This window comes from Diplocloster agilis, assembly GCF_019042275.1.
Classification (GTDB): Bacteria; Bacillota; Clostridia; order Lachnospirales; family Lachnospiraceae; genus Diplocloster; species Diplocloster agilis.
On the sequence record NZ_JAHQCW010000005.1, the window covers coordinates 32,935 to 51,744 of the forward strand.

Annotated in this window: 22 protein-coding genes; 17 read left to right on the forward strand and 5 right to left on the reverse strand. The window is 47.8% G+C overall.

The features are described 5' to 3' along the window. The first annotated feature begins 12 nt into the window (after positions 1 to 12). The 13 genes from dhaK to KTH89_RS04465 all read left to right on the forward strand — a co-directional run bounded on the left by dhaK (position 13) and on the right by KTH89_RS04465 (position 11,021). On the forward strand, positions 13 to 1,023 hold the full coding sequence (gene dhaK, locus KTH89_RS04405; protein WP_158348530.1) for a dihydroxyacetone kinase subunit DhaK: 1,011 nt from the start codon (positions 13 to 15) through the stop codon (positions 1,021 to 1,023). After that, a complete protein-coding gene (gene dhaL / locus KTH89_RS04410; RefSeq protein ID WP_158348532.1) occupies positions 1,016 to 1,639 on the forward strand; it encodes a dihydroxyacetone kinase subunit DhaL in 624 nt (207 codons plus the stop codon). The genes dhaK and dhaL overlap by 8 nt, the downstream gene beginning before the upstream one ends. A 77-nt stretch (positions 1,640 to 1,716) precedes the next feature. After that, positions 1,717 to 2,097, forward strand: coding sequence for a dihydroxyacetone kinase phosphoryl donor subunit DhaM (gene dhaM, locus KTH89_RS04415; RefSeq protein ID WP_238720759.1), 381 nt, complete (start codon positions 1,717 to 1,719; stop codon positions 2,095 to 2,097). A gap of 42 nt (positions 2,098 to 2,139) precedes the next feature. Then, positions 2,140 to 2,952 carry a DNA-3-methyladenine glycosylase family protein gene (locus tag KTH89_RS04420; RefSeq protein WP_158348534.1) on the forward strand — a complete coding sequence of 271 codons (813 nt, stop codon included), beginning with the start codon at positions 2,140 to 2,142 and terminating at the stop codon, positions 2,950 to 2,952. A gap of 103 nt (positions 2,953 to 3,055) precedes the next feature. After that, a complete protein-coding gene (gene asnS / locus KTH89_RS04425) occupies positions 3,056 to 4,447 on the forward strand; it encodes an asparagine--tRNA ligase (RefSeq protein WP_238720916.1) in 1,392 nt (463 codons plus the stop codon). A gap of 18 nt (positions 4,448 to 4,465) precedes the next feature. Beyond that, positions 4,466 to 5,476: an aspartate--ammonia ligase gene (gene asnA, locus KTH89_RS04430; RefSeq protein ID WP_158348536.1), complete on the forward strand. Its 1,011-nt coding sequence runs from the start codon at positions 4,466 to 4,468 to the stop codon at positions 5,474 to 5,476. Positions 5,477 to 5,559: 83 nt separating this feature from the next. Continuing rightward, complete coding sequence (locus tag KTH89_RS04435) at positions 5,560 to 5,952, forward strand: nucleotide pyrophosphohydrolase (RefSeq protein ID WP_238720760.1); 393 nt, start codon at positions 5,560 to 5,562, stop codon at positions 5,950 to 5,952. Between the two features lie 36 nt (positions 5,953 to 5,988). Then, positions 5,989 to 6,558 (forward strand): GNAT family N-acetyltransferase, encoded by a 570-nt coding sequence (locus tag KTH89_RS04440; RefSeq protein WP_238720762.1) that lies wholly within the window; start codon positions 5,989 to 5,991, stop codon positions 6,556 to 6,558. 239 nt (positions 6,559 to 6,797) lie between these two features. Beyond that, positions 6,798 to 7,787, forward strand: coding sequence for a C39 family peptidase (locus KTH89_RS04445; RefSeq protein ID WP_238720764.1), 990 nt, complete (start codon positions 6,798 to 6,800; stop codon positions 7,785 to 7,787). Between the two features lie 103 nt (positions 7,788 to 7,890). Further along, entirely contained in the window at positions 7,891 to 8,460 is a 570-nt protein-coding gene (locus KTH89_RS04450; RefSeq protein ID WP_238720765.1) for a CDP-alcohol phosphatidyltransferase family protein, read from the forward strand. Between the two features lie 328 nt (positions 8,461 to 8,788). Then, a complete protein-coding gene (locus KTH89_RS04455) occupies positions 8,789 to 9,259 on the forward strand; it encodes a MarR family winged helix-turn-helix transcriptional regulator (RefSeq protein WP_238720767.1) in 471 nt (156 codons plus the stop codon). Then, complete coding sequence (locus tag KTH89_RS04460; RefSeq protein WP_238720769.1) at positions 9,244 to 10,005, forward strand: sulfite exporter TauE/SafE family protein; 762 nt, start codon at positions 9,244 to 9,246, stop codon at positions 10,003 to 10,005. Before KTH89_RS04455 ends, KTH89_RS04460 begins: the two co-directional genes overlap by 16 nt. Before the next feature lie 74 nt (positions 10,006 to 10,079). Next, positions 10,080 to 11,021, forward strand: a complete 942-nt coding sequence (locus tag KTH89_RS04465; protein ID WP_238720770.1) for a CPBP family intramembrane glutamic endopeptidase — start codon at positions 10,080 to 10,082, stop codon at positions 11,019 to 11,021. Here the strand turns inward: KTH89_RS04465 and KTH89_RS04470 are convergent. The 5 genes from KTH89_RS04470 to KTH89_RS04490 form a co-directional block, all read right to left on the reverse strand. Further along, positions 11,015 to 11,830, reverse strand: coding sequence for a hypothetical protein (locus tag KTH89_RS04470; protein WP_238720772.1), 816 nt, complete (start codon positions 11,828 to 11,830; stop codon positions 11,015 to 11,017). The genes KTH89_RS04465 and KTH89_RS04470 overlap by 7 nt on opposite strands. Positions 11,831 to 11,846: 16 nt before the next feature. After that, on the reverse strand, positions 11,847 to 13,256 hold the full coding sequence (locus tag KTH89_RS04475; protein WP_238720774.1) for a sensor histidine kinase: 1,410 nt from the start codon (positions 13,254 to 13,256) through the stop codon (positions 11,847 to 11,849). Beyond that, a complete protein-coding gene (locus tag KTH89_RS04480; RefSeq protein ID WP_238720776.1) occupies positions 13,253 to 13,912 on the reverse strand; it encodes a response regulator transcription factor in 660 nt (219 codons plus the stop codon). The genes KTH89_RS04475 and KTH89_RS04480 overlap by 4 nt, the downstream gene beginning before the upstream one ends. A gap of 46 nt (positions 13,913 to 13,958) precedes the next feature. After that, positions 13,959 to 14,771, reverse strand: a complete 813-nt coding sequence (locus KTH89_RS04485; RefSeq protein ID WP_238720778.1) for an N-acetylmuramoyl-L-alanine amidase family protein — start codon at positions 14,769 to 14,771, stop codon at positions 13,959 to 13,961. A 587-nt stretch (positions 14,772 to 15,358) separates the two neighbouring features. Next, on the reverse strand, positions 15,359 to 16,129 hold the full coding sequence (locus tag KTH89_RS04490) for an inositol monophosphatase family protein (protein WP_238720780.1): 771 nt from the start codon (positions 16,127 to 16,129) through the stop codon (positions 15,359 to 15,361). Between the two features lie 212 nt (positions 16,130 to 16,341). Here KTH89_RS04490 and KTH89_RS04495 point away from each other — a divergent pair, with 212 nt between their 5' ends. The 4 genes from KTH89_RS04495 (at position 16,342) to KTH89_RS04510 (ending at position 18,779) form a co-directional block, all read left to right on the forward strand. Continuing rightward, a complete protein-coding gene (locus KTH89_RS04495; protein ID WP_158355063.1) occupies positions 16,342 to 17,034 on the forward strand; it encodes an iron-sulfur cluster assembly scaffold protein in 693 nt (230 codons plus the stop codon). 18 nt (positions 17,035 to 17,052) lie between these two features. Continuing rightward, complete coding sequence (locus tag KTH89_RS04500; protein WP_158348554.1) at positions 17,053 to 18,063, forward strand: GGGtGRT protein; 1,011 nt, start codon at positions 17,053 to 17,055, stop codon at positions 18,061 to 18,063. Positions 18,064 to 18,202: 139 nt separating this feature from the next. Next, complete coding sequence (locus tag KTH89_RS04505) at positions 18,203 to 18,466, forward strand: DUF4160 domain-containing protein (RefSeq protein ID WP_238720789.1); 264 nt, start codon at positions 18,203 to 18,205, stop codon at positions 18,464 to 18,466. A gap of 16 nt (positions 18,467 to 18,482) precedes the next feature. Then, positions 18,483 to 18,779 (forward strand): DUF2442 domain-containing protein, encoded by a 297-nt coding sequence (locus KTH89_RS04510; RefSeq protein WP_158348555.1) that lies wholly within the window; start codon positions 18,483 to 18,485, stop codon positions 18,777 to 18,779. Positions 18,780 to 18,810 lie beyond the last annotated feature (31 nt).

The following is an 18,810-nucleotide window of genomic DNA, read 5'->3' on the forward strand; positions in this document are numbered from 1 at the left end:
GGGATCAAAATCATGAAGAAATTCATCAATGACGTAGATCTTGTGGAAGAGCAGATGATTCAGGGGATGGTGAAGGCTTATCCGCAATATCTGAAAAAACTGGACTGCGGCAATGTGGTGGTCCGCGCGGCAAAAAAAGAGAGAAAAGTCGCACTGGTCAGCGGTGGCGGCAGCGGCCACGAACCGGCCCACGGAGGTTTTGTGGGAGAGGGCATGCTGGATGCTGCGGTGGCGGGAGCGGTGTTCACATCGCCGACGCCGGACCAGATCTATGAGGCGGTAAAGGAAGTGGCTACAGAGGCCGGCGTCCTGCTGATCGTCAAAAATTATACCGGAGATGTTATGAACTTCGAGATGGGCGAGGAGATGGCCCAAATGGAAGGAATCCGGGTGGATCATGTAATCACCAATGATGACGTGGCGGTAAAGGACAGCTTGTATACGGTGGGCCGCCGGGGCGTGGCCGGCACCGTATTTGTACATAAGATCGCAGGAGCTTTGGCGGAACAGGGTGCTGCTCTGCCTGAGGTAAAAGCGGTGGCCTTAAAAGTGATAGACAATGTCCGGACTATGGGGGCGGCGATCGCGCCCTGTACGGTACCGGCTGCCGGTAACCCGGGATTTACACTCGGGGAGAATGAGATGGAAGTCGGGATCGGAATCCACGGAGAGCCCGGTACCCACAGAGAAGAGAGAAAGACCGCGGATGAGACCGCGGATCTGCTGCTGGACCAGATTCTGGCCGATATCGACTATGCCGGTTCTGAGGTGGCAGTGATGATTAACGGCGCGGGAGCGACTCCTCTGATGGAACTGTATATTATAAACAACCATGTGGCGGACGTCCTGAAGGAAAAGGGTATCCGCGTGTACCGCACCTATGTGGGGGAATACATGACGTCCATAGAAATGCAGGGATTTTCCATATCCTTGTTGAAGTTAGATGAGCAGATGAAAGAGCTCTTGGATGCTAAGGCGGATACGCCCGCCTGGAAGGAGATAGGAGGCAAGACCCATGGTTGATGGTAAAAAACTGACTGCTGTTCTTATGCAGATCAGTCATAAGATGACGGAACAGAAAGATTATCTCACCCGGCTGGATGCTGCCATTGGCGACAGTGATCACGGGATAAACATGGCCAGGGGATTCGAAGCAGTGGAGAAGAAACTGCCGTCTTTGGCCGATAAAGATATCGGAACCATATTAAAGACAGTGGGAATGACTCTGGTTTCCACAGTGGGAGGCGCCTCAGGCCCCTTATATGGTTCCGCGTTTATGAAAGCAGGCGTGGCGATGGCGGGAAAGGAGGACATGGATCTGTCTGATTTCCTGGAAGCCATGCGCACGGGAGTAGAAGCAGTCCAGATGCGGGGCAGGGCCGGCGCGGGAGAGAAGACGATGCTGGATTCGATGCTGCCGGCCATGGACGCCATGGAGGAGGAAGCGTCAGCAAACGCCCAGATCCACACAGTTTTGAAGGCCGGTGTAATAGCGGCATGGGACGGCGTGGAAGGGACGAAAGATATGATCGCTACGAAGGGCAGAGCCAGTTATCTGGGAGAACGAAGCGTGGGGCATCAGGATCCGGGCGCTACTTCCTTCGCTTATATGCTGGAAACCATTGCTTCTATGTTTTAGGAAGGTTTTAGTTTTAAGAAGGTTTTAGCGGAAGTTTTAAGAATATTTTAGCAAAAATGCTTCAGAGGAGAAAGAACATGGTTGGAGTGGTAATCGTATCCCACAGCTGTCATCTGGCCGAGAGCGTCGCCGAATTTACCGCGGTAATGGCGTCGGATGCCAAAGTAGCCTGCGCAGGAGGCATGGAGGATGGCTCTTTTGGGACCAGCTTTGAAAAAATACATGCGGCGGTGGAATCCGTTTATTCCGATGACGGCGTCCTCATCCTGATGGATCTGGGCAGCGCGGTCATGACCACGGAGATGGTCATAGAAGCCATGGAGGGCAGAAAGATCCGGATGGCGGACTGTCCGCTGGTGGAAGGCGCGGTACAGGCCACGATCTGCGCGGTCTCCGGTATGGATCTGGACGGCATCCTGGCGGCGCTCCGGGAAGTGAAGACAGCCAGTAAATTTTAGATAAGTTAAAAAGAAAAAGAAATAGAGAAAAGAAATAAGAAAATGATTACAAAAACCATAACGGATTTCGATATCCGGCAGACAGCAGATTCCGGGCAGTGTTTCCGGTTAAATGAAAGACAGGACGGCTCCTATGCGTTAGTCGCGGGGGGCCGTTATCTCGAAATAAGCCAGCGGGGCGGTGAGATCACTTTTTCCTGCACCGGGACAGAATTTGAAACCCTATGGCGCAGCTATTTTGATCTGGACACCGACTATGCCGGAATGAAAGAAAGCGTCGATCCTGCAGATGATTATATGCGCACCGCCATAAGCTTTGGAGGCGGAATCCGTATTCTGCGCCAGGAACTCTGGGAGACCCTGGTCACATTTATCATCTCCCAGCAAAACAATATTCCCAGAATCAAAAAATGTGTGGAATCCCTGTGCGCCCAATTTGGTGAGCGCAGAGAAAATTACCGCGGAGAACCTTACTACACATTTCCCTCGCCCTCGGTTCTCGGGCGGCTGCCGGATGAGGCGCTTGACAGTATTCATCTGGGGTACCGGAGCAAATATATCCTCAAAACAGCCAGAATGGTGGAGGAAGGCGCCGTGGACCTGTCCGCCATACAGAAGCTTAAGTACGAGGAGGCCAAAGCCGAACTTATGAAGTGCTACGGAGTTGGCGTCAAAGTGGCGGAGTGCGTCTGCCTGTTCGCCCTGCATCATATCGACGCTTTTCCCGTAGATACCCATATCCGCAAGGTCATTCTGACCCATTATCCATCCGGGTTCCCGCTGAACCGCTATCGGGGATTCGCGGGGGTTCTTCAGCAATACGCTTTCTACTATGATGTGCATGGGGCCGGATAACCACCGGCCTCTCTTTATTTCTGAAACTTCCACCTTGAATTATTGCAGGGTCTATTATATAATTCAATTTATGGTGGAAAATACAGGGAAAAGGAGTTTCATGATGGAATTAGTGAACATTAAAGATCTATTTAGAAATGAATCTGAATATATTGGGAAAGAAGTGACGGTTGGGGGATGGCTCAGAAGCAAAAGAGATTCCAAGACCTTTGGATTTCTGGTGATTAATGACGGTACGTTTTTTGAACCCTTACAGGTGGTGTATGGGGATGCCCTCGATAATTTTGCGGAGATCTCCAAACTCAATGTGGGAGCCGCTGTCATTGTGACGGGAGTTCTTACGGCTACGCCCCAGGCAAAGCAGCCCTTTGAGATACAGGCCAGCGAAGTTTGCGTGGAGGGAAATTCCGCTCCGGATTATCCGCTTCAGAAGAAACGCCATTCTTTTGAGTACCTGAGGACCATCTCGCATTTGAGACCCCGGACGAATACATTCCAGGCGGTGTTCCGGGTCCGGTCTTTGATTGCCTATGCCATTCATAAATTTTTCCAGGAGCGGGATTTTGTTTATGTGCATACGCCCCTGATTACCGGCAGTGACTGTGAGGGAGCGGGAGAGATGTTCCAGGTTACGACTCTGGATCTGGATCAGGTGCCTCACACGGAGGACGGAAGCATTGACTTTAAAGAGGACTTCTTCGGAAAACCCACGAATCTGACGGTCAGCGGACAGCTGAACGGTGAGACGTATGCGATGGCTTTTAAGAACATTTATACTTTTGGGCCTACGTTCCGGGCGGAGAATTCCAATACGACGAGACATGCGGCGGAGTTCTGGATGATTGAGCCGGAGATGGCGTTTGCGGATCTTCAGGATGATATGATTCTGGCGGAGAGCATGCTGAAATACGTGATCAATTATGTGCTGGAACATGCGCCGGAAGAGATGGCCTTTTTCAACCAGTTCGTGGACAAAGGACTGTTAGAACGCCTGCAGCATGTGGCATCCTCGGATTTCGCCCATGTAACCTATACACAGGCTGTGGAAATATTGGAAAAGCATAACGAGGAGTTCGAATATAAAGTGTCCTGGGGCTGTGACCTGCAGACCGAGCATGAGCGTTTCCTGACGGAGAAGGAGTTTGGCCGTCCTGTATTCGTTACGGATTATCCGAAGGAGATTAAGGCATTTTATATGAAACTGAATGACGACCAGAAGACAGTGGCCGCTATGGACTGTCTGGTACCCGGGATCGGCGAGATCATCGGCGGAAGCCAGAGAGAGGATGACTACGACAAGCTGGTGGGCAGAATGGAAGAATTGGGCCTGAATAAAGAGGATTATGATTTCTACCTGGATCTTCGTAAATACGGATCGGCCAGACATGCGGGCTTTGGCTTAGGCTTTGAAAGATGCGTGATGTATATCACCGGTATGGGCAATATCCGGGACGTAATCCCATTCCCCAGAACCGTAAATAACTGCGAATTATAAGAGAGAGGATTTTTGAGGATGAGTAAGATAGTAATACCGGAGGGGTACCAGCCGCTGCTGGATATTAAGGCGACAGAGATTGCGATTAAGAGGGTGAAAGATTTCTTTCAGCGGGAGCTGGCGACGCAGCTGAATCTTCGACGGGTATCTGCGCCCTTGTTCGTGCTGCCGGAATCCGGACTGAATGATAATTTGAACGGAGTGGAGCGCCCCGTGAAGTTCGGGATTATGGAACGGGGAGATGCGGAGGCGGAGATCGTCCATTCACTGGCCAAGTGGAAACGGCTGGCGTTAAAACGCTACGGTTTCCAGATGGGAGAGGGACTTTATACGGATATGAATGCCATCCGCCGGGATGAGGAGACGGACAACATCCATTCGATTTTCGTGGACCAGTGGGATTGGGAAAAGATTATCGACAAAAGCGACCGGACGCTGGAAACGCTTCAGGATGTGGTAAAGTCGGTATACGAGGCGCTGCGCGTCACGGAAAAATATATTGCCAACCGGTACAGCTATGTGGAATGTTTCCTGCCGGAGGAGATCACGTTCGTTACCTCACAGGAGTTGGAGGACCGGTATCCGGACTGCACGGCCAAAGAAAGAGAATACAACGTGGCGAAGGAGTACGGCGCCGTATTTATCATGCAGATCGGCGGACGGTTAAAGTCCGGGGAAAAGCACGACGGAAGAGCGCCTGACTATGATGACTGGAAGTTAAACGGGGATATTATTGTGTATTACCCGGTGTTGGATATCGCGCTGGAATTGTCTTCCATGGGTATCCGTGTAGATGAGGAGACGTTGCTGTCCCAGCTTGAAGAAGCGGGCTGCATGGACCGGGCAGGACTTCCGTTCCAGAAAGCACTGCTGAACCACGAACTGCCCTATACGGTAGGCGGCGGTATCGGACAGTCCAGAATCTGCATGTTTTATCTGCGCAAGGCTCATATCGGAGAAGTACAGTCCTCGATCTGGCCGGATGATATCTGGGAATATGCGAAGGCACGCGGAGTGAATCTGCTGTAAGGAAGGGAGTTCCAAAAGCTGATATCTGGTTTTTGGAACTCTTCTTTCATTTACCTGGAGGTTAATAATAGGAGGCAGCAAAAATGAAAGAAATAGAGAGACTAAAAGAAATAGAAAGACAGAAAGAACTAGATCGGCTGAAAGGGCTGGTGAAAGATTTTTGTGAGGAACGGGACTGGGATCAATTTCACAATCCGAAGGAACTGGCCATCGGATTATCGACGGAGGCAAATGAGCTGTTGCAGCTATTCCGGTTTCAGTCTGAAGAACAGATGAGGGAAATGCTCGGGAAGCCGGACACACGGGAACAGATCGAGGATGAGACCGCGGATATCTTCTTTTTCCTGCTGCGCTTTGCGCAGAAAAACGGGATCGATCTGGAACAAGCTCTGGTCCGCAAGATCGAAAAGAACCGGAAAAAATATCCGGCTGAACTGGCGAGAGGGAAGAACCTGAAATATACGGAGTATGAATAAGAACCGGTATAGTGTCCGGGAAGGGGGAGACCATAGATGAAAATCCGGTTGGCTGCGGTGTCGGATAACCAGGCGCTGCGGAAGATTTATGCGCAGTATATAGAGACGCCCATTACTTTTGAGTGTGCGCTTCCTACGGCCGGTGAATTTGCAGACCGTATAGCACAGATAAGCCGCGATTATCCTTACCTGGTATGTGAAGACGGCGGGATGATAATCGGGTACGCCTACGCGCACAGACAGATGGAACGGGAAGCATATCAGTGGAACGCGGAATTATCGGTTTATATGGACCGTGCTTATACTTCAAAGGGCTTGGGAAAGAAACTGTATCTGATTCTAATGGAGATTTTAAAATTACAGGGGATCAGAACCGTATATGGAGGGGTTACCGTACCGAATGAGAAAAGTGAAGGGCTGCATTTGAGCCTTGGATTTAAACCGCTGGGGACTTACCGTCATACAGGATATAAATGCGGGAAATGGCATGACGTAACCTGGTTTGAAAAAGAGATCGCTCCTTATAACAGTAATCCGGAACCGATACGGCCGGTGCATGAAATCACGGAGAAAAAGATTAATGATCTGATACAAAGGTATTCATAAAGGAAATTCTCAAGCCGTCTCAAAATGGAAAGCTGCCTGCTATTATTACAGGCAGTTTTTTTGGTCAAACAACATTTTTGCTGTAAATTCGATACAAGCCTGATACATTGCCATGCTAAGATACCTATAGAAAACAAAAGTTAAGAAAATCTTTCGGAAAAAATGTCGGAAAAGGGATATAATAAAATTAATTGCCCTCTTTTTGCCGAGGAGCAGAACGGCATGGAGAAAATTGTCGAATGATTCAGAGAGGTACCGGGATGGGAGATAATAAAGAAGCAATCAGACGAAAGAAAATGCTGATGGAGAAAAAAAAGAGGAGACGCCGCCGAAGACGCCTTTTAATGTTGAGAAAATTAGGACTGATCTGCGTGGCGATGTTCTTGGTTATAACGGTAATTCACAAGTGGACGAATCAGCTGGAGGCTCATGAGACGCAGGACAACAGTAACGTACAGCCAGAAGTATTTGAGCCGGTGGCGGCGGTCCAGACGAATTCCGGGAATGTCACCCGGTCTAATGTGAAGGTGGATCCGGAAGTGGTTGGACAGCTGGAAGAGATGCTCGATGAGGAACCTAAGATAAAAGAAATCCTTGAGGATCCCGGCCTGTATCCGCAGGAGATGCTGGAGTTTGTGTTAAAATATCCGGAAACGATACAATTCGTACTGGATTATCCGGAAAAAAAGGACCGGCTTACGGACAGCAGCCGTATAGATATATCGAAAGACTACGAAAAGGGGGAGATCCCGCTTTTCCTGCAATGGGATGAGAGATGGGGATATCATTCATATGGAGACGATGGAATGATCGGAATGGATGGGTGCGGGCCCACCTGTCTGTCCATGGTGATCGTGGGGCTGACGGGACAGACCGACATGAATCCTCAAAAAGTGGCGGAATTCAGCCAGGCTCAGGGATATATCGATCCCCAGTACGGCACTACCTGGGAACTGATGACAACCGGAGCCCAGAAGCTTGGACTTCGGGCGAGGGAGATTCCGTTAGATGAGGATGTTTTGTATAATGTGTTTGCTAAAGGGCAGGTGGTAATTTGCAGCATGCGCCCCGGCGATTTTACGACATCCGGACACTTTATTGTTTTAACCGGGTTTAAAAACGGGGAAATCACCGTCAACGATCCCAATAGTCCAAGCCGCAGTCAAAAAACGTGGAAATATGCGGATATTAAACCGCAGATTAAAAATCTTTGGGCTTATTCTTATTGACGGAGATTAGAAACCAGAATCTGCAGATTTTTGTCATTTCTTGATCTTTCGGAGCAGATATGCTATATTACGCGTAATGAGATGATGAAGGAGTGTGGGATTGATGCAGATAAAACATGATGTGCCATTGCGTAAACAGCTTTTTACCATACCGAATTTGCTGGGTTATCTGAGGATTATACTGGTACCGGTTATCGTGTGGAGATATGTGACGGCGGATTCGGTCAGTGATTATTATGTGGCGGCGTTGATTGTGGTGATATCCGGTATATCCGATCTGTTTGACGGAATGATCGCCCGCAGGTTTAATCAGATTACGCAGCTGGGCAAAGCGCTGGACCCGATAGCGGATAAACTGACCCAGGCGGCCATGGTGCTCTGCCTGACGATCCGATACAGGCAGATGATTCCTATGTTGATCCTGTTTGTTGTGAAGGAAGGATTTATGGGGATTATGGGCGCGGTGATGCTGCGAAAAGGAAAGATGCTGGACGGGGCTATGTGGTATGGTAAGGTGTGCACAGCCGTGTTGTATCTGGTAATGTTCGTGCTGTTCCTGTTCCCGGAGCTGCCGGTGCTGGCGGTAAATATTTGTATTGGAATCTGCGTTTGTTTTATGCTTCTTTCTTTCGTACTTTATATACCGAGGTTTATTAAGCTGAATAAAGAATAGTCTATAATATTCTGTTAGATTTCATATTTCTGTAGATGTTACTGACTGGGTCTGTGATTTTTTCGCAGATCCAGTTTTTATGTGTTCGCATATGGGCACGCTGCCTGACAGACATATTTTGTGAACCAAACCTATTGGGAGGGATAATTTACACAGAATCTAGGATTGGTTTATGAACAGAATCTAAATTAAGACTTTGATTGGACTTGACGAATGAAATAAATCAGGTATAATGGTTCATAAGTGAACAGTTCATAAATGAACTATTTTGAAGTGGACTTATACACGATTTAGAATTGACTTCCGAACTGGGAAGAAGGAAAGAATCTTGGCAAAAAAAATCTTTGAAAACAGGCTTACCATCGATTTTATGCACAGCGCGGCGAAAGCCAAAAAGACGTATGAACGTATATTTCACGATATCGCGAAAGCGGAAAAGCTAACGCAGAATGAGGTAGACGTGCTGCTTTGTCTGTGGAACAATCCGGGTTATGACACGGCCAGTGATATCGTGAATTACCGGATGATTTCAAAATCACATGTATGCAAAGCGGTAGACAGTCTGACGGAACGGGGATATCTGTCGGGCCGGCAGGAGGCTGCGGACAGGAGGAAGGTGCATCTGAAGATCGAACCACCCGCCGAGAAAGTGGTCAGACGCCTGGCCGTGGTTCAGATGCAGTTTATCAGCGGGCTGTTTGATGGAGTCACGGAGGAGGAACAGGCTTTATTTGAAAAAATACTGGATAAAATGGGAGAAAATATGGAAGGAGTTTATAAGAAATGGTGTTCAAACTGATGATCTGTATCATTGCCGGACTTGGAGCGGGGATTGGGACCGGATTGGCCGGACTGTCGGCTGCTGCGGTGATTTCTCCTATGTTGATTACTTTTTTAGGCTTTCCGGCCTATGAGGCGATCGGAATCGCCCTGGCCTCTGATGTATTGGCGTCGGCGGCTTCCGCGTGGACTTACTACCGCAACAAGAATATTGATATTAAGAATGGTTTTCTGATGCTGGTGACGACGCTGATCCTGACTATGGTTGGCAGTAAGGTGGCATCCTATGTGCCAAACACCACAATGGGAAACTTTTCCGTCTATATGACGCTGCTGCTGGGAATCAAATTTATTGTTCGTCCGGTTATGACGACCAGGGAAGCGAATGAGAATAAGTCCCGGAAGAAAAAGATCATACAGTCCCTGATCGCGGGCTGCGTGATCGGGTTTATCTGCGGCTTTGTAGGAGCGGGCGGCGGTATGATGATGCTGCTTATATTAACCAGTGTTCTGGGTTACGAATTAAAAACAGCGGTCGGCACCAGCGTATTTATCATGGCGTTTACCGCGTTGACTGGAGCCGTTAGCCATGTGGCGATCGGCGGGCAGCCGGATCTGTTCGCTTTGGCGGCCTGTATCCTAGCTACCCTTGCCGGTGCTTTGGCAGCCGCAGGTTTTGCGAACAAAGCAAGCACCAAGACTTTGAACCGGATTACAGGCGTGGTCTTGGCGGGACTTGGCCTGGCTATGGTGATTTTAAAATAACCCCTCTTTTCAAGCTGCCCTATTCGTGATATGGTAAAAAGAAAACGATCGGGAAAGGAAAAGAGCGGCCGGTTATGGAAAAGAGTAAGTGTGGTACAAGAAGACGTATTCTTATTTATCTTGGGCTGACATTCGTGATAACATATGCATTGGAGATATTGGTAATCGGAAGTATGGTTTCCAGTATACAGTCATCGTCTGCGGTCAGCCTGCTGGTTTCCGCCATGATGTTTATTCCGGCGGTCTGTGTATTGCTGACCAGGCTGATTACAAAAGAAGGGTTCCGGGATGCATGGATTCTGCCGAATTTTCGCGGTCATATCCGGTATTATGTGATGGGATGGTTCCTTCCGGTGATCCTGACCGTGCTTGGCAGTGTCGTGTATTTTCTGATTTATCCGGACAGGTTCGATCCGAATCTGGGATACATGATGGAGACTTATCAGGCGATGGGAATCAATCTGCCATTGGAGGCTATCAAGACAAATATGCTGGTTCAGATCGGAATCGGGGTTGTGATTGGGCCAATCCTGAATATTTTCACCTGTATCGGTGAAGAGTGGGGCTGGAGGGGATACCTGGTCCCAAAACTGGCGGAGCGTTTCCGGATACTGCCAACCCTCCTGATCAGCGGAGTGATCTGGGGACTGTGGCACGCGCCGCTTACCGTCATGGGGCATAATTATGGATTTGGTTACACCGGCTATCCCATTACCGGAATTCTGGCTATGTGCGGGTTCTGCATTATCATGGGAACGCTGCTGTCCTTCCTGTCCCTAAAAACCAGAAGCTGCGTGCCGGCGGCCATAGCCCACGGCAGTCTGAACGGTTTCGCGTCCATAGGCATCTATTTTCTGACCGGCACCGATGTATATAATCCGTTCGTCGGGCCGGCGCCGACGGGTATCATAGGGGGCAGCGTGTTTATCCTTACGGCTGTGATCCTGGCTGCGGCCATGATACGGCAGGAGAAGAAAAACAGGCTGGTTGCGAAAGCAAAAGATCTATATTATTGAGCGGAATATGCAGAGTTATTCTCGATATAACTATCTATGGTGCTGCCTGCGCCGGATGAATTTATATCACGGTATTTTAAATAAGGGTCGTAGAAATAATAACCTACCGGGAGGATCTGTATGTGATATTCCGTATCGTTCTGCATATATATGATCTTTAACTGTGCCTTTTCAGACATGGCTCCCTGGGGCTGATAAGTCCAGTCGTCCAGGACGTCCAGGCCCAGATAACGGATATAGGCGTTAATGTTTTCTCTTGGCGCAATTTTTAATGTTTCCCGCTGCTCAGTGAACATCCGAAGGTATAGAACCTTTCCTGTCTTTGGCTCCATATAAAAAGACAGCTGAGGCGCAATATCGACAAAGCCGTTTGCAATAAACGCATCGTCATAGATGGTATAAAATGAAAAAGGGGTTTCTTTATCCTCCCATATGCCGTAAGTGCCGTTTACCCAGATCATGGGATCAATCATATAATGGAAGCTGTTCAATAAATCCATATCCAAAGCAGACTGATCGGTCATAATGTCCAACTGTTCATTCAGGCTGTCAATGGTCGAGGAAAAAGGAGAGTCATCGATGCTGAGAGGATAATTATAACCGCCGCCGTAGTCAAAGTACTGGTTGTTGTGATAGATATCCCGGATCGCGTTGACCAGATAGATTTCTTCCGCCTCAGGCGCCAGCTTTGCATGGATCTCTTGGCGGGAATGAGCGGCTGCCATCATCTGCGCGTCCTGAATCGTGAAGAAAAGACGGGGAAAGCAGACGGCCCCTGCTACGATGATCAGAGTCAGAATCAAAAACACTAAACTTTTCCAATATTTAAATATCTTTTGCCACCTCCAGTTCGAACCAAACAGTGGTTCCAATGCCTAATTCGCTTTCGAAATGCAGCTTAGTGTGATGCAGGTCTGCGATTTTCGAACATATAAACAGACCCAGGCCGGAACCGCCCATAGCCCGGGAACGTGACTTGTCAATCATATAAAAAGGCTCTGTGATACGGGCTAACTCCTCCGGCGGGATACCGCAGCCGCTGTCCTCCACCGAGAAGCGATAAGCCTGATCCTTGATTTTCCCATATAGTTCAATGGTGCGGTCCTTCGGGTCCGCTTTTTTTGCGTTTAAGATCAGATTCCGAAGCAGGCAGTCCAGCAAAGACGCGTCGGCGACTACCGACGCAGGCTCCACAGCGATGGAGAGCCGGATTCCCTCCAGCAAAGGTTCCATCTGCTGATGCAGACGATGTACGATCGTATATACAGGCTGAGGCCCTGTCGTTAAGTTCTCTTCGGAACAGAACATTAGATCCATAAGCTTTCGGGAGAGTTCTTCCAGACGGCGGCTCTCCTGATAAATGGTTCGGGAATACCGGATCTGTTTCTCCTTATCGGTAGCGCTGGTGCGCAGGATATCCGCGTAACCGATAATAGCTGTCATGGGGGTCTTGATTTCGTGGGAAAATGCGTTGATAAAATCGTCCCGCTGCCGTACCGATAACTGCAGCTCGTCGATTTGCTGTTCAATGGCATCGGCCATCAGATCGAAGTTCCGACTGAGCTGACCGATCTCGTCGGAGCTGCGGATACGGGTGCGTTCTTTGTAAGCGCCGTTGGCGATATGCAGACTGGTGTTATTTAACTTTTGAATCGGCCCGGTCAGAACGTGGGTCATAAGCCCGATGGCCAGAACGCACAGGAGGATCACGATACCGTCTAACAGCAGAAAATCCTGTAATTGACGGTCCCTCTCCGAGAACAAGCCGGTAATATCATAGGCGCTGACCAGCAGAACCATATTTTTGTCTATTTCCAGCTGGGAGGTTAGCAGCATATACTTTAACCCGTCCGCCTGCCGGATCAGATACGTGTTGCCCTCCTGGCTCAGTATAGCTTCCATATTCTTATCGGACAGGGGCGGCAGATTGGTATACAGTACCTTTCCGGCGTCTGAATACAGAGCCATCACCTTGTTCTGGCCGCCGGTATAACCGGAGAGACGTTTGGCATAGTCCGCCACTTTATCTTCGGAATAACTCTCGCCGCTTAATATATAATTAATCATATTCGACTCGATGGCATAGCGTTCCAGCAGATGCTGCTCCACATTTTGCGCGGCGGCAGTCTCCAGAGAGTGTTTAAAATTTCTGCTGATTAAAATCGTGCCCCCCACGGAAAACAGGACGGCAACCAGAATCGTCATGCTCAGAATCAGTTTGGTGGAAAATTTCATGTGGAAACCTCCAGGATATAGCCGATTTTGTATACGGTCTTGATCCGGTCCTTCCAATTTAATTTCTTGCGCAGCCGCTGAATGTGCAGATCCAATGTACGGGAGTCTCCCGTGAAATCCTCCATCCACACCCGTTCAAATAAGGTTTCCCGGTACAGCGCCGAGTTCTTGTTTCTGACGAGAAAGAGCAGAAGTTCATATTCCTTTGGCGTGAGCATGATCTCCTGCCCATTCTGCATCACCCGTCTGGACTGGGTATCGATGACCACATCGGCCGCATACAAGAGGGTCTGCCCTTTATTATAGCGGCGCAGCACAGAATCCACCCGAGCCAGCAGCTCATCGATCTCAAACGGCTTAACAATATAATCATCCGCGCCCATGCGCAGCCCTTTCACCTTGTCGCTGGTGGTCCCTTTCGCCGTCAGAAATATAACGGGTATACCCAGCGGTTCAATATACTCCATCAGCTCATAACCGTCTATTTCCGGCAGCATGATATCCAGCAAAACCAGATCGTAAGTACGAACTTCTATTTTGTCCGCGGCTTGTTTTCCATCCGCGGCGTAATCCCAGGCATATCCGGCTTTTTCAAACCCGGCCTGAATCAGCTCCGCGATGGCGCTTTCATCTTCCACAATTAATATCGTAATCAAATCGGATACCTCCTGATATCAGACACAGTCCTTCGGAACGTCCCTCCTATTCGGCCGACGTTCCTAAGGACTGTAAAAATTCCTGTATTCCTCTGGCGATATTTTTAGCCAGCTCTTTTTGATAACTCTCTGAAAAGATCAAATTCTTATCTGTTGTATTCGTCAAATACCCGACTTCGATCAGACAGGCCGGAACGGTAGTTGTGCGCAGAACCTTCAATTTTTCATCCGGCACCGTCCCGCGGTCCGATGTACCTGCCGTCTGTTTGGCATATGTATGTATGGCGTCCGCCAATTTTCTGCTTCCGGCCGCCCCTGAAGATTTCACATCATTATACCAGACTTCCAATCCCCGAATGGAACGGTCATCCTTAAACGAATTCTGATGGATGCTGACAAAAGCCTGTACCTTATTTTCGTTGGCGAGAGCCGCCCTCTCATCCAGACTTACGGTCTGATCGCTGCTGCGGGTCATTTCCACCTCGATGCCGGCATTTTTTAACTCTTCCTCCACCAGAAGCGCGATGGACAGATTCAACGTCTTCTCCGGTGTTCCGGCCGCTTCGCTTCCGGTATCCTTACCGCCATGTCCCGGATCAAGAAGAACCTGAATCTTCTTAGGAGCGTCGGAAACCACCGGAATCTCCGGCTTCGGAGCAAGAGATGTCAAATTTTCCGCCTCGCTGGGCGTCCCGGTAGTCTTATGGGCCAAAAGAAAACCCAGAATCATCCCAATTACGATAAAAATCAGAGATTTGATCACGCGATAAGACAAAAGCTTTGCTGCTTTAATCAACTTCTTTTTCCGGCGCAGCCTCATGCGGGCCTCATAACGTGTACGTTCATAATTTGCTTCCATATATAAGTCATCCTCATAAAGGTTTTCACATCTGTCTATTAGATCCATGAAACCTGGAAAAAGTTCCATCTATTTTCCAAAAAATTCAATTTATTTTCTTTTTCTACATTCCTTGGCACGGTTCCGCCAATGTCATCAGAATAGTGTCATTATATCGGAAAATTGTTTCAAAGTTGTATCAATAATCAATAATTTCGGTCCAAAATTGTCCGGAACAAAAATATCATACCATCTTTCCCCCAATTACGCCATAGGCTGCCAAATATTACATCCCGCAGATGGCCGGCAGCACAAATTTTGGCATTTTAATCATTGTCCTATTCTAATCATTGTGCCATTTTATGTTAAGATTATGGAAAAGGAACGGATAAAAATACCTCTGGGTAAAATAAGAATATGATCAACCAGACAGTCGCTAAATCAAATCTCGTTTTACAGAGAGGTATTACGATAGAGAAGTATTAAAACAGATAAGTAGTATATCAGATAAGTATTATAACAGTAGAGAGATATCATAACAGTAGGTAACAGTAGTAGGTATTACATAGGTTTAACCGATTTTTATATATACCGGAAATCAGATACCGTTAATCATTTACAATATTCTCTAAGAAATAGCTGTGAAGTCGTCCATTCGTGGCCAGGACATTGCAGTTCCGGTCAAACGAAAGAGGCTGATTGTTCCAGTCCGTTATCTTACCGCCAGCTTCTGTCAGAATCAGGGAACCGGCGCCGTAATCCCACGGCTTCAGATTCCGTTCCAGGAAAGTATCCAGACGGCCGCAGGCCACGTAGCAAAGATCCAGTGCGGATGAGCCGGAAATACGGATATCCGTGCACTCCATGAAAACCTTTTGGAACAGCGCAAAATTCTCCGGGGCCTTTTCTTTTTCATAAGGATCTGTACCCATAGATATCAGGGTGCGCAGCATATCGGTCTGATCGGTTACCTGAATCTTTTGCTCATTCAGATACGCACCGCATCCTTTCGCGGCGGAAAACGTCTCATCGGTAAATGGATTGTATACGACGCCCAATGTAATCTCTCCCTGCTCATAGAGTCCCAGGGAAACGGCACTATGCTGGTAATGATGGATGAGATTTGTCGTTCCGTCAATGGGATCTAAAATCCAGGTGTCCGTATCCGGACCGATCTCATTTTCTTTTTGTTCCTCGGACATGAGGCCGATGCCGGGATATTCCCGAAATAGGATCTTCTTCAAAAAATCCTGAACCGAAAAATCAACTTTGGTGACAAAATCAGCGGTGCCTTTTGCGGTGACCGCTCTGGAATTGGCTTCATCCATCACCAAAGTTCTGGTTTGATGTACAATCTCTATGAGTTCTTTTCGTTCCATGAAGTGACACTCCTTACTTTGACATTTTTGTAACAGTATAGCACAGACACGGATCGTTTGTAAAAGTAATTTATCCGAAAAATTCTGGAAACCTCTGGACGAATCCGCCATTTTGTGAGAAAATAACCTAAGGTGCGGCGTTAAATAAGTAACGATGTCGAACAAAGGTAGCCGCACGCAAATCTCACTATACATATGGAAGGAGTCTTATAATGATTTATTCACATGAAGTAGAACAAATGTGTCCGGTAGCGCAGGGCGTGAACCACGGTGCTGCTCCCATTCCTGAAGAGGCGAAATGGGTAAAGGCAAAAGACGTATCCGATATCTCCGGTTTGACCCATGGGGTAGGCTGGTGTGCTCCTCAGCAGGGCGCCTGCAAACTGACCCTGAACGTGAAAGAAGGAATCATCCAGGAAGCTCTGGTGGAGACCATCGGATGTTCCGGAATGACCCACTCCGCAGCTATGGCTTCTGAAATTCTGCCCGGCAGAACCGTTCTGGAAGCACTGAATACGGACCTGGTCTGTGACGCGATCAACACAGCTATGAGAGAACTGTTCCTTCAGATCGTATACGGAAGAACCCAGAGCGCATTCTCCGAAGACGGACTGCCGGTAGGCGCAGGTCTGGAAGATTTGGGAAAAGGCCTTCGTTCCCAGGTTGGTACCATGTATGGAACTCTGAAAAAAGGACCTCGTTACTTGGAAATGGCGGAAGGCTATGTAACCGGTATCGCTCTGGACGAAGAGGATCAGATTATCGGTTATCAGTTTGTAAGCCTTGGCAAGATGACAGACTTCATCAAAAAAGGCGATGACCCGAACACCGCTTGGGAAAAAGCAAAAGGTCAATACGGCCGTGTAGATGACGCTGTAAAAATCATTGACCCTAGACAAGAGTAATTGAGGAGGTAAGAGAGAATGGCTTTATTTGAATCCTATGAGAGAAGAATTGATAAAATTAATGCCGTATTGAACAGCTATGGCATCGCTTCTATTGAAGAAGCCGAAAAGATTACAAAGGATGCCGGCCTGAATGTATACGATCAGGTAAAGAAAATCCAGCCCATCTGTTTTGAGAATGCTTGCTGGGCTTACACGGTAGGTGCCGCAATCGCTATCAAAAAAGGCTGCCGGAAAGCAGCGGACGCTGCGGCAGCTATCGGAGAGGGACTTCAGGCTTTCTGTATCCCCGGTTCCGTAGCAGACCAGAGAAAAGTAGGTCTGGGACACGGAAACTTAGGAAAAATGCTGTTGGAAGAGAATACCGAGTGTTTCTGTTTCCTGGCAGGACATGAGTCCTTTGCAGCGGCTGAGGGCGCGATCGGTATCGCAGAAAAAGCGAACAAGGTTCGCCAGAAACCTCTGCGTGTTATCTTAAACGGACTTGGAAAAGACGCCGCTCAGGTTATTTCCAGAATCAATGGATTTACTTATGTCGAGACCGAGATGGATTATTATACAGGAGAAGTGAAAGAGATTTTCCGCAAATCCTACAGCACAGGCCTTCGTGCGAAGGTTAACTGCTACGGCGCGAATGATGTAACCGAAGGTGTTGCGATCATGCATAAGGAAGGCGTGGATGTATCTATTACCGGTAACTCCACCAACCCGACCAGATTCCAGCATCCCGTTGCAGGTACTTATAAGAAGGAATGTATCGAGCAGGGCAAGAAATATTTCTCCGTTGCTTCCGGCGGTGGAACAGGCCGTACGCTGCATCCGGATAACATGGCGGCAGGCCCGGCTTCCTATGGTATGACGGATACGATGGGAAGAATGCATTCAGATGCTCAGTTCGCTGGTTCTTCCTCTGTTCCGGCTCATGTCGAGATGATGGGACTGATCGGTATGGGGAATAACCCGATGGTAGGCGCTACGGTGGCTGTGGCTGTCGGCATTGAGGAGAGCGCTAAGGCTGGAAAGTTCTAAGAAAAACCATATAATATAATGGATTCATATAGCTGCACTGACATTTCATGGTTGGTGCAGCTATTTTTTTGCATCGATATCTGGAAAAAAAACATAATAATGATATAATTAAAGAAAAATATAAAGGAAGTGATGACGTATGCCAGAATTATGCAGATTTGGTGGTATGGTAATAGTTATGCTTTTTAAAGATACAAAACAGCACAATAAACCACATGTTCATGTATACTATGGAGAATATGAAGCATCAGTGGGATTAGATGGTGAATTGTTGTCAGGTTCTTTGCCAAGCAAGCAGTATAAGATTTTAGTTGGATGGCTGCTTTATAATGAAGAGAATGTATATAAAGCTTGGAACTTGGCTGTACAAGGAGAACATTTTGAAAAAATAAAGCCCATGTAGTGAGAAAGGAGTATATATGTATTTAGTAAATGGTATTGTTTATGCTGGGGAACTCACTGAAAATATTAAAATAAAAGAGGCAAAACCATTGCCATATGGTATGTTATTGCTGACTTTTTCAACTGGAGAAAAAAGGTTGTTTGATACTACTATGCTGCAAGGATCAGCTTTTGCCCCCTTGTCTGATGAAAAGGTATTTAGTGATGTGCATGTATCACATGGATTTGTTTCATGGATGAACGGTGAGATTGATTGCGCACCTGAATATATGTATGAAAATAGTTATGCATATGAAGAGGAATTTGTAATATAAAATATTTGTTTGTTGAGCGCCTAAAATATTG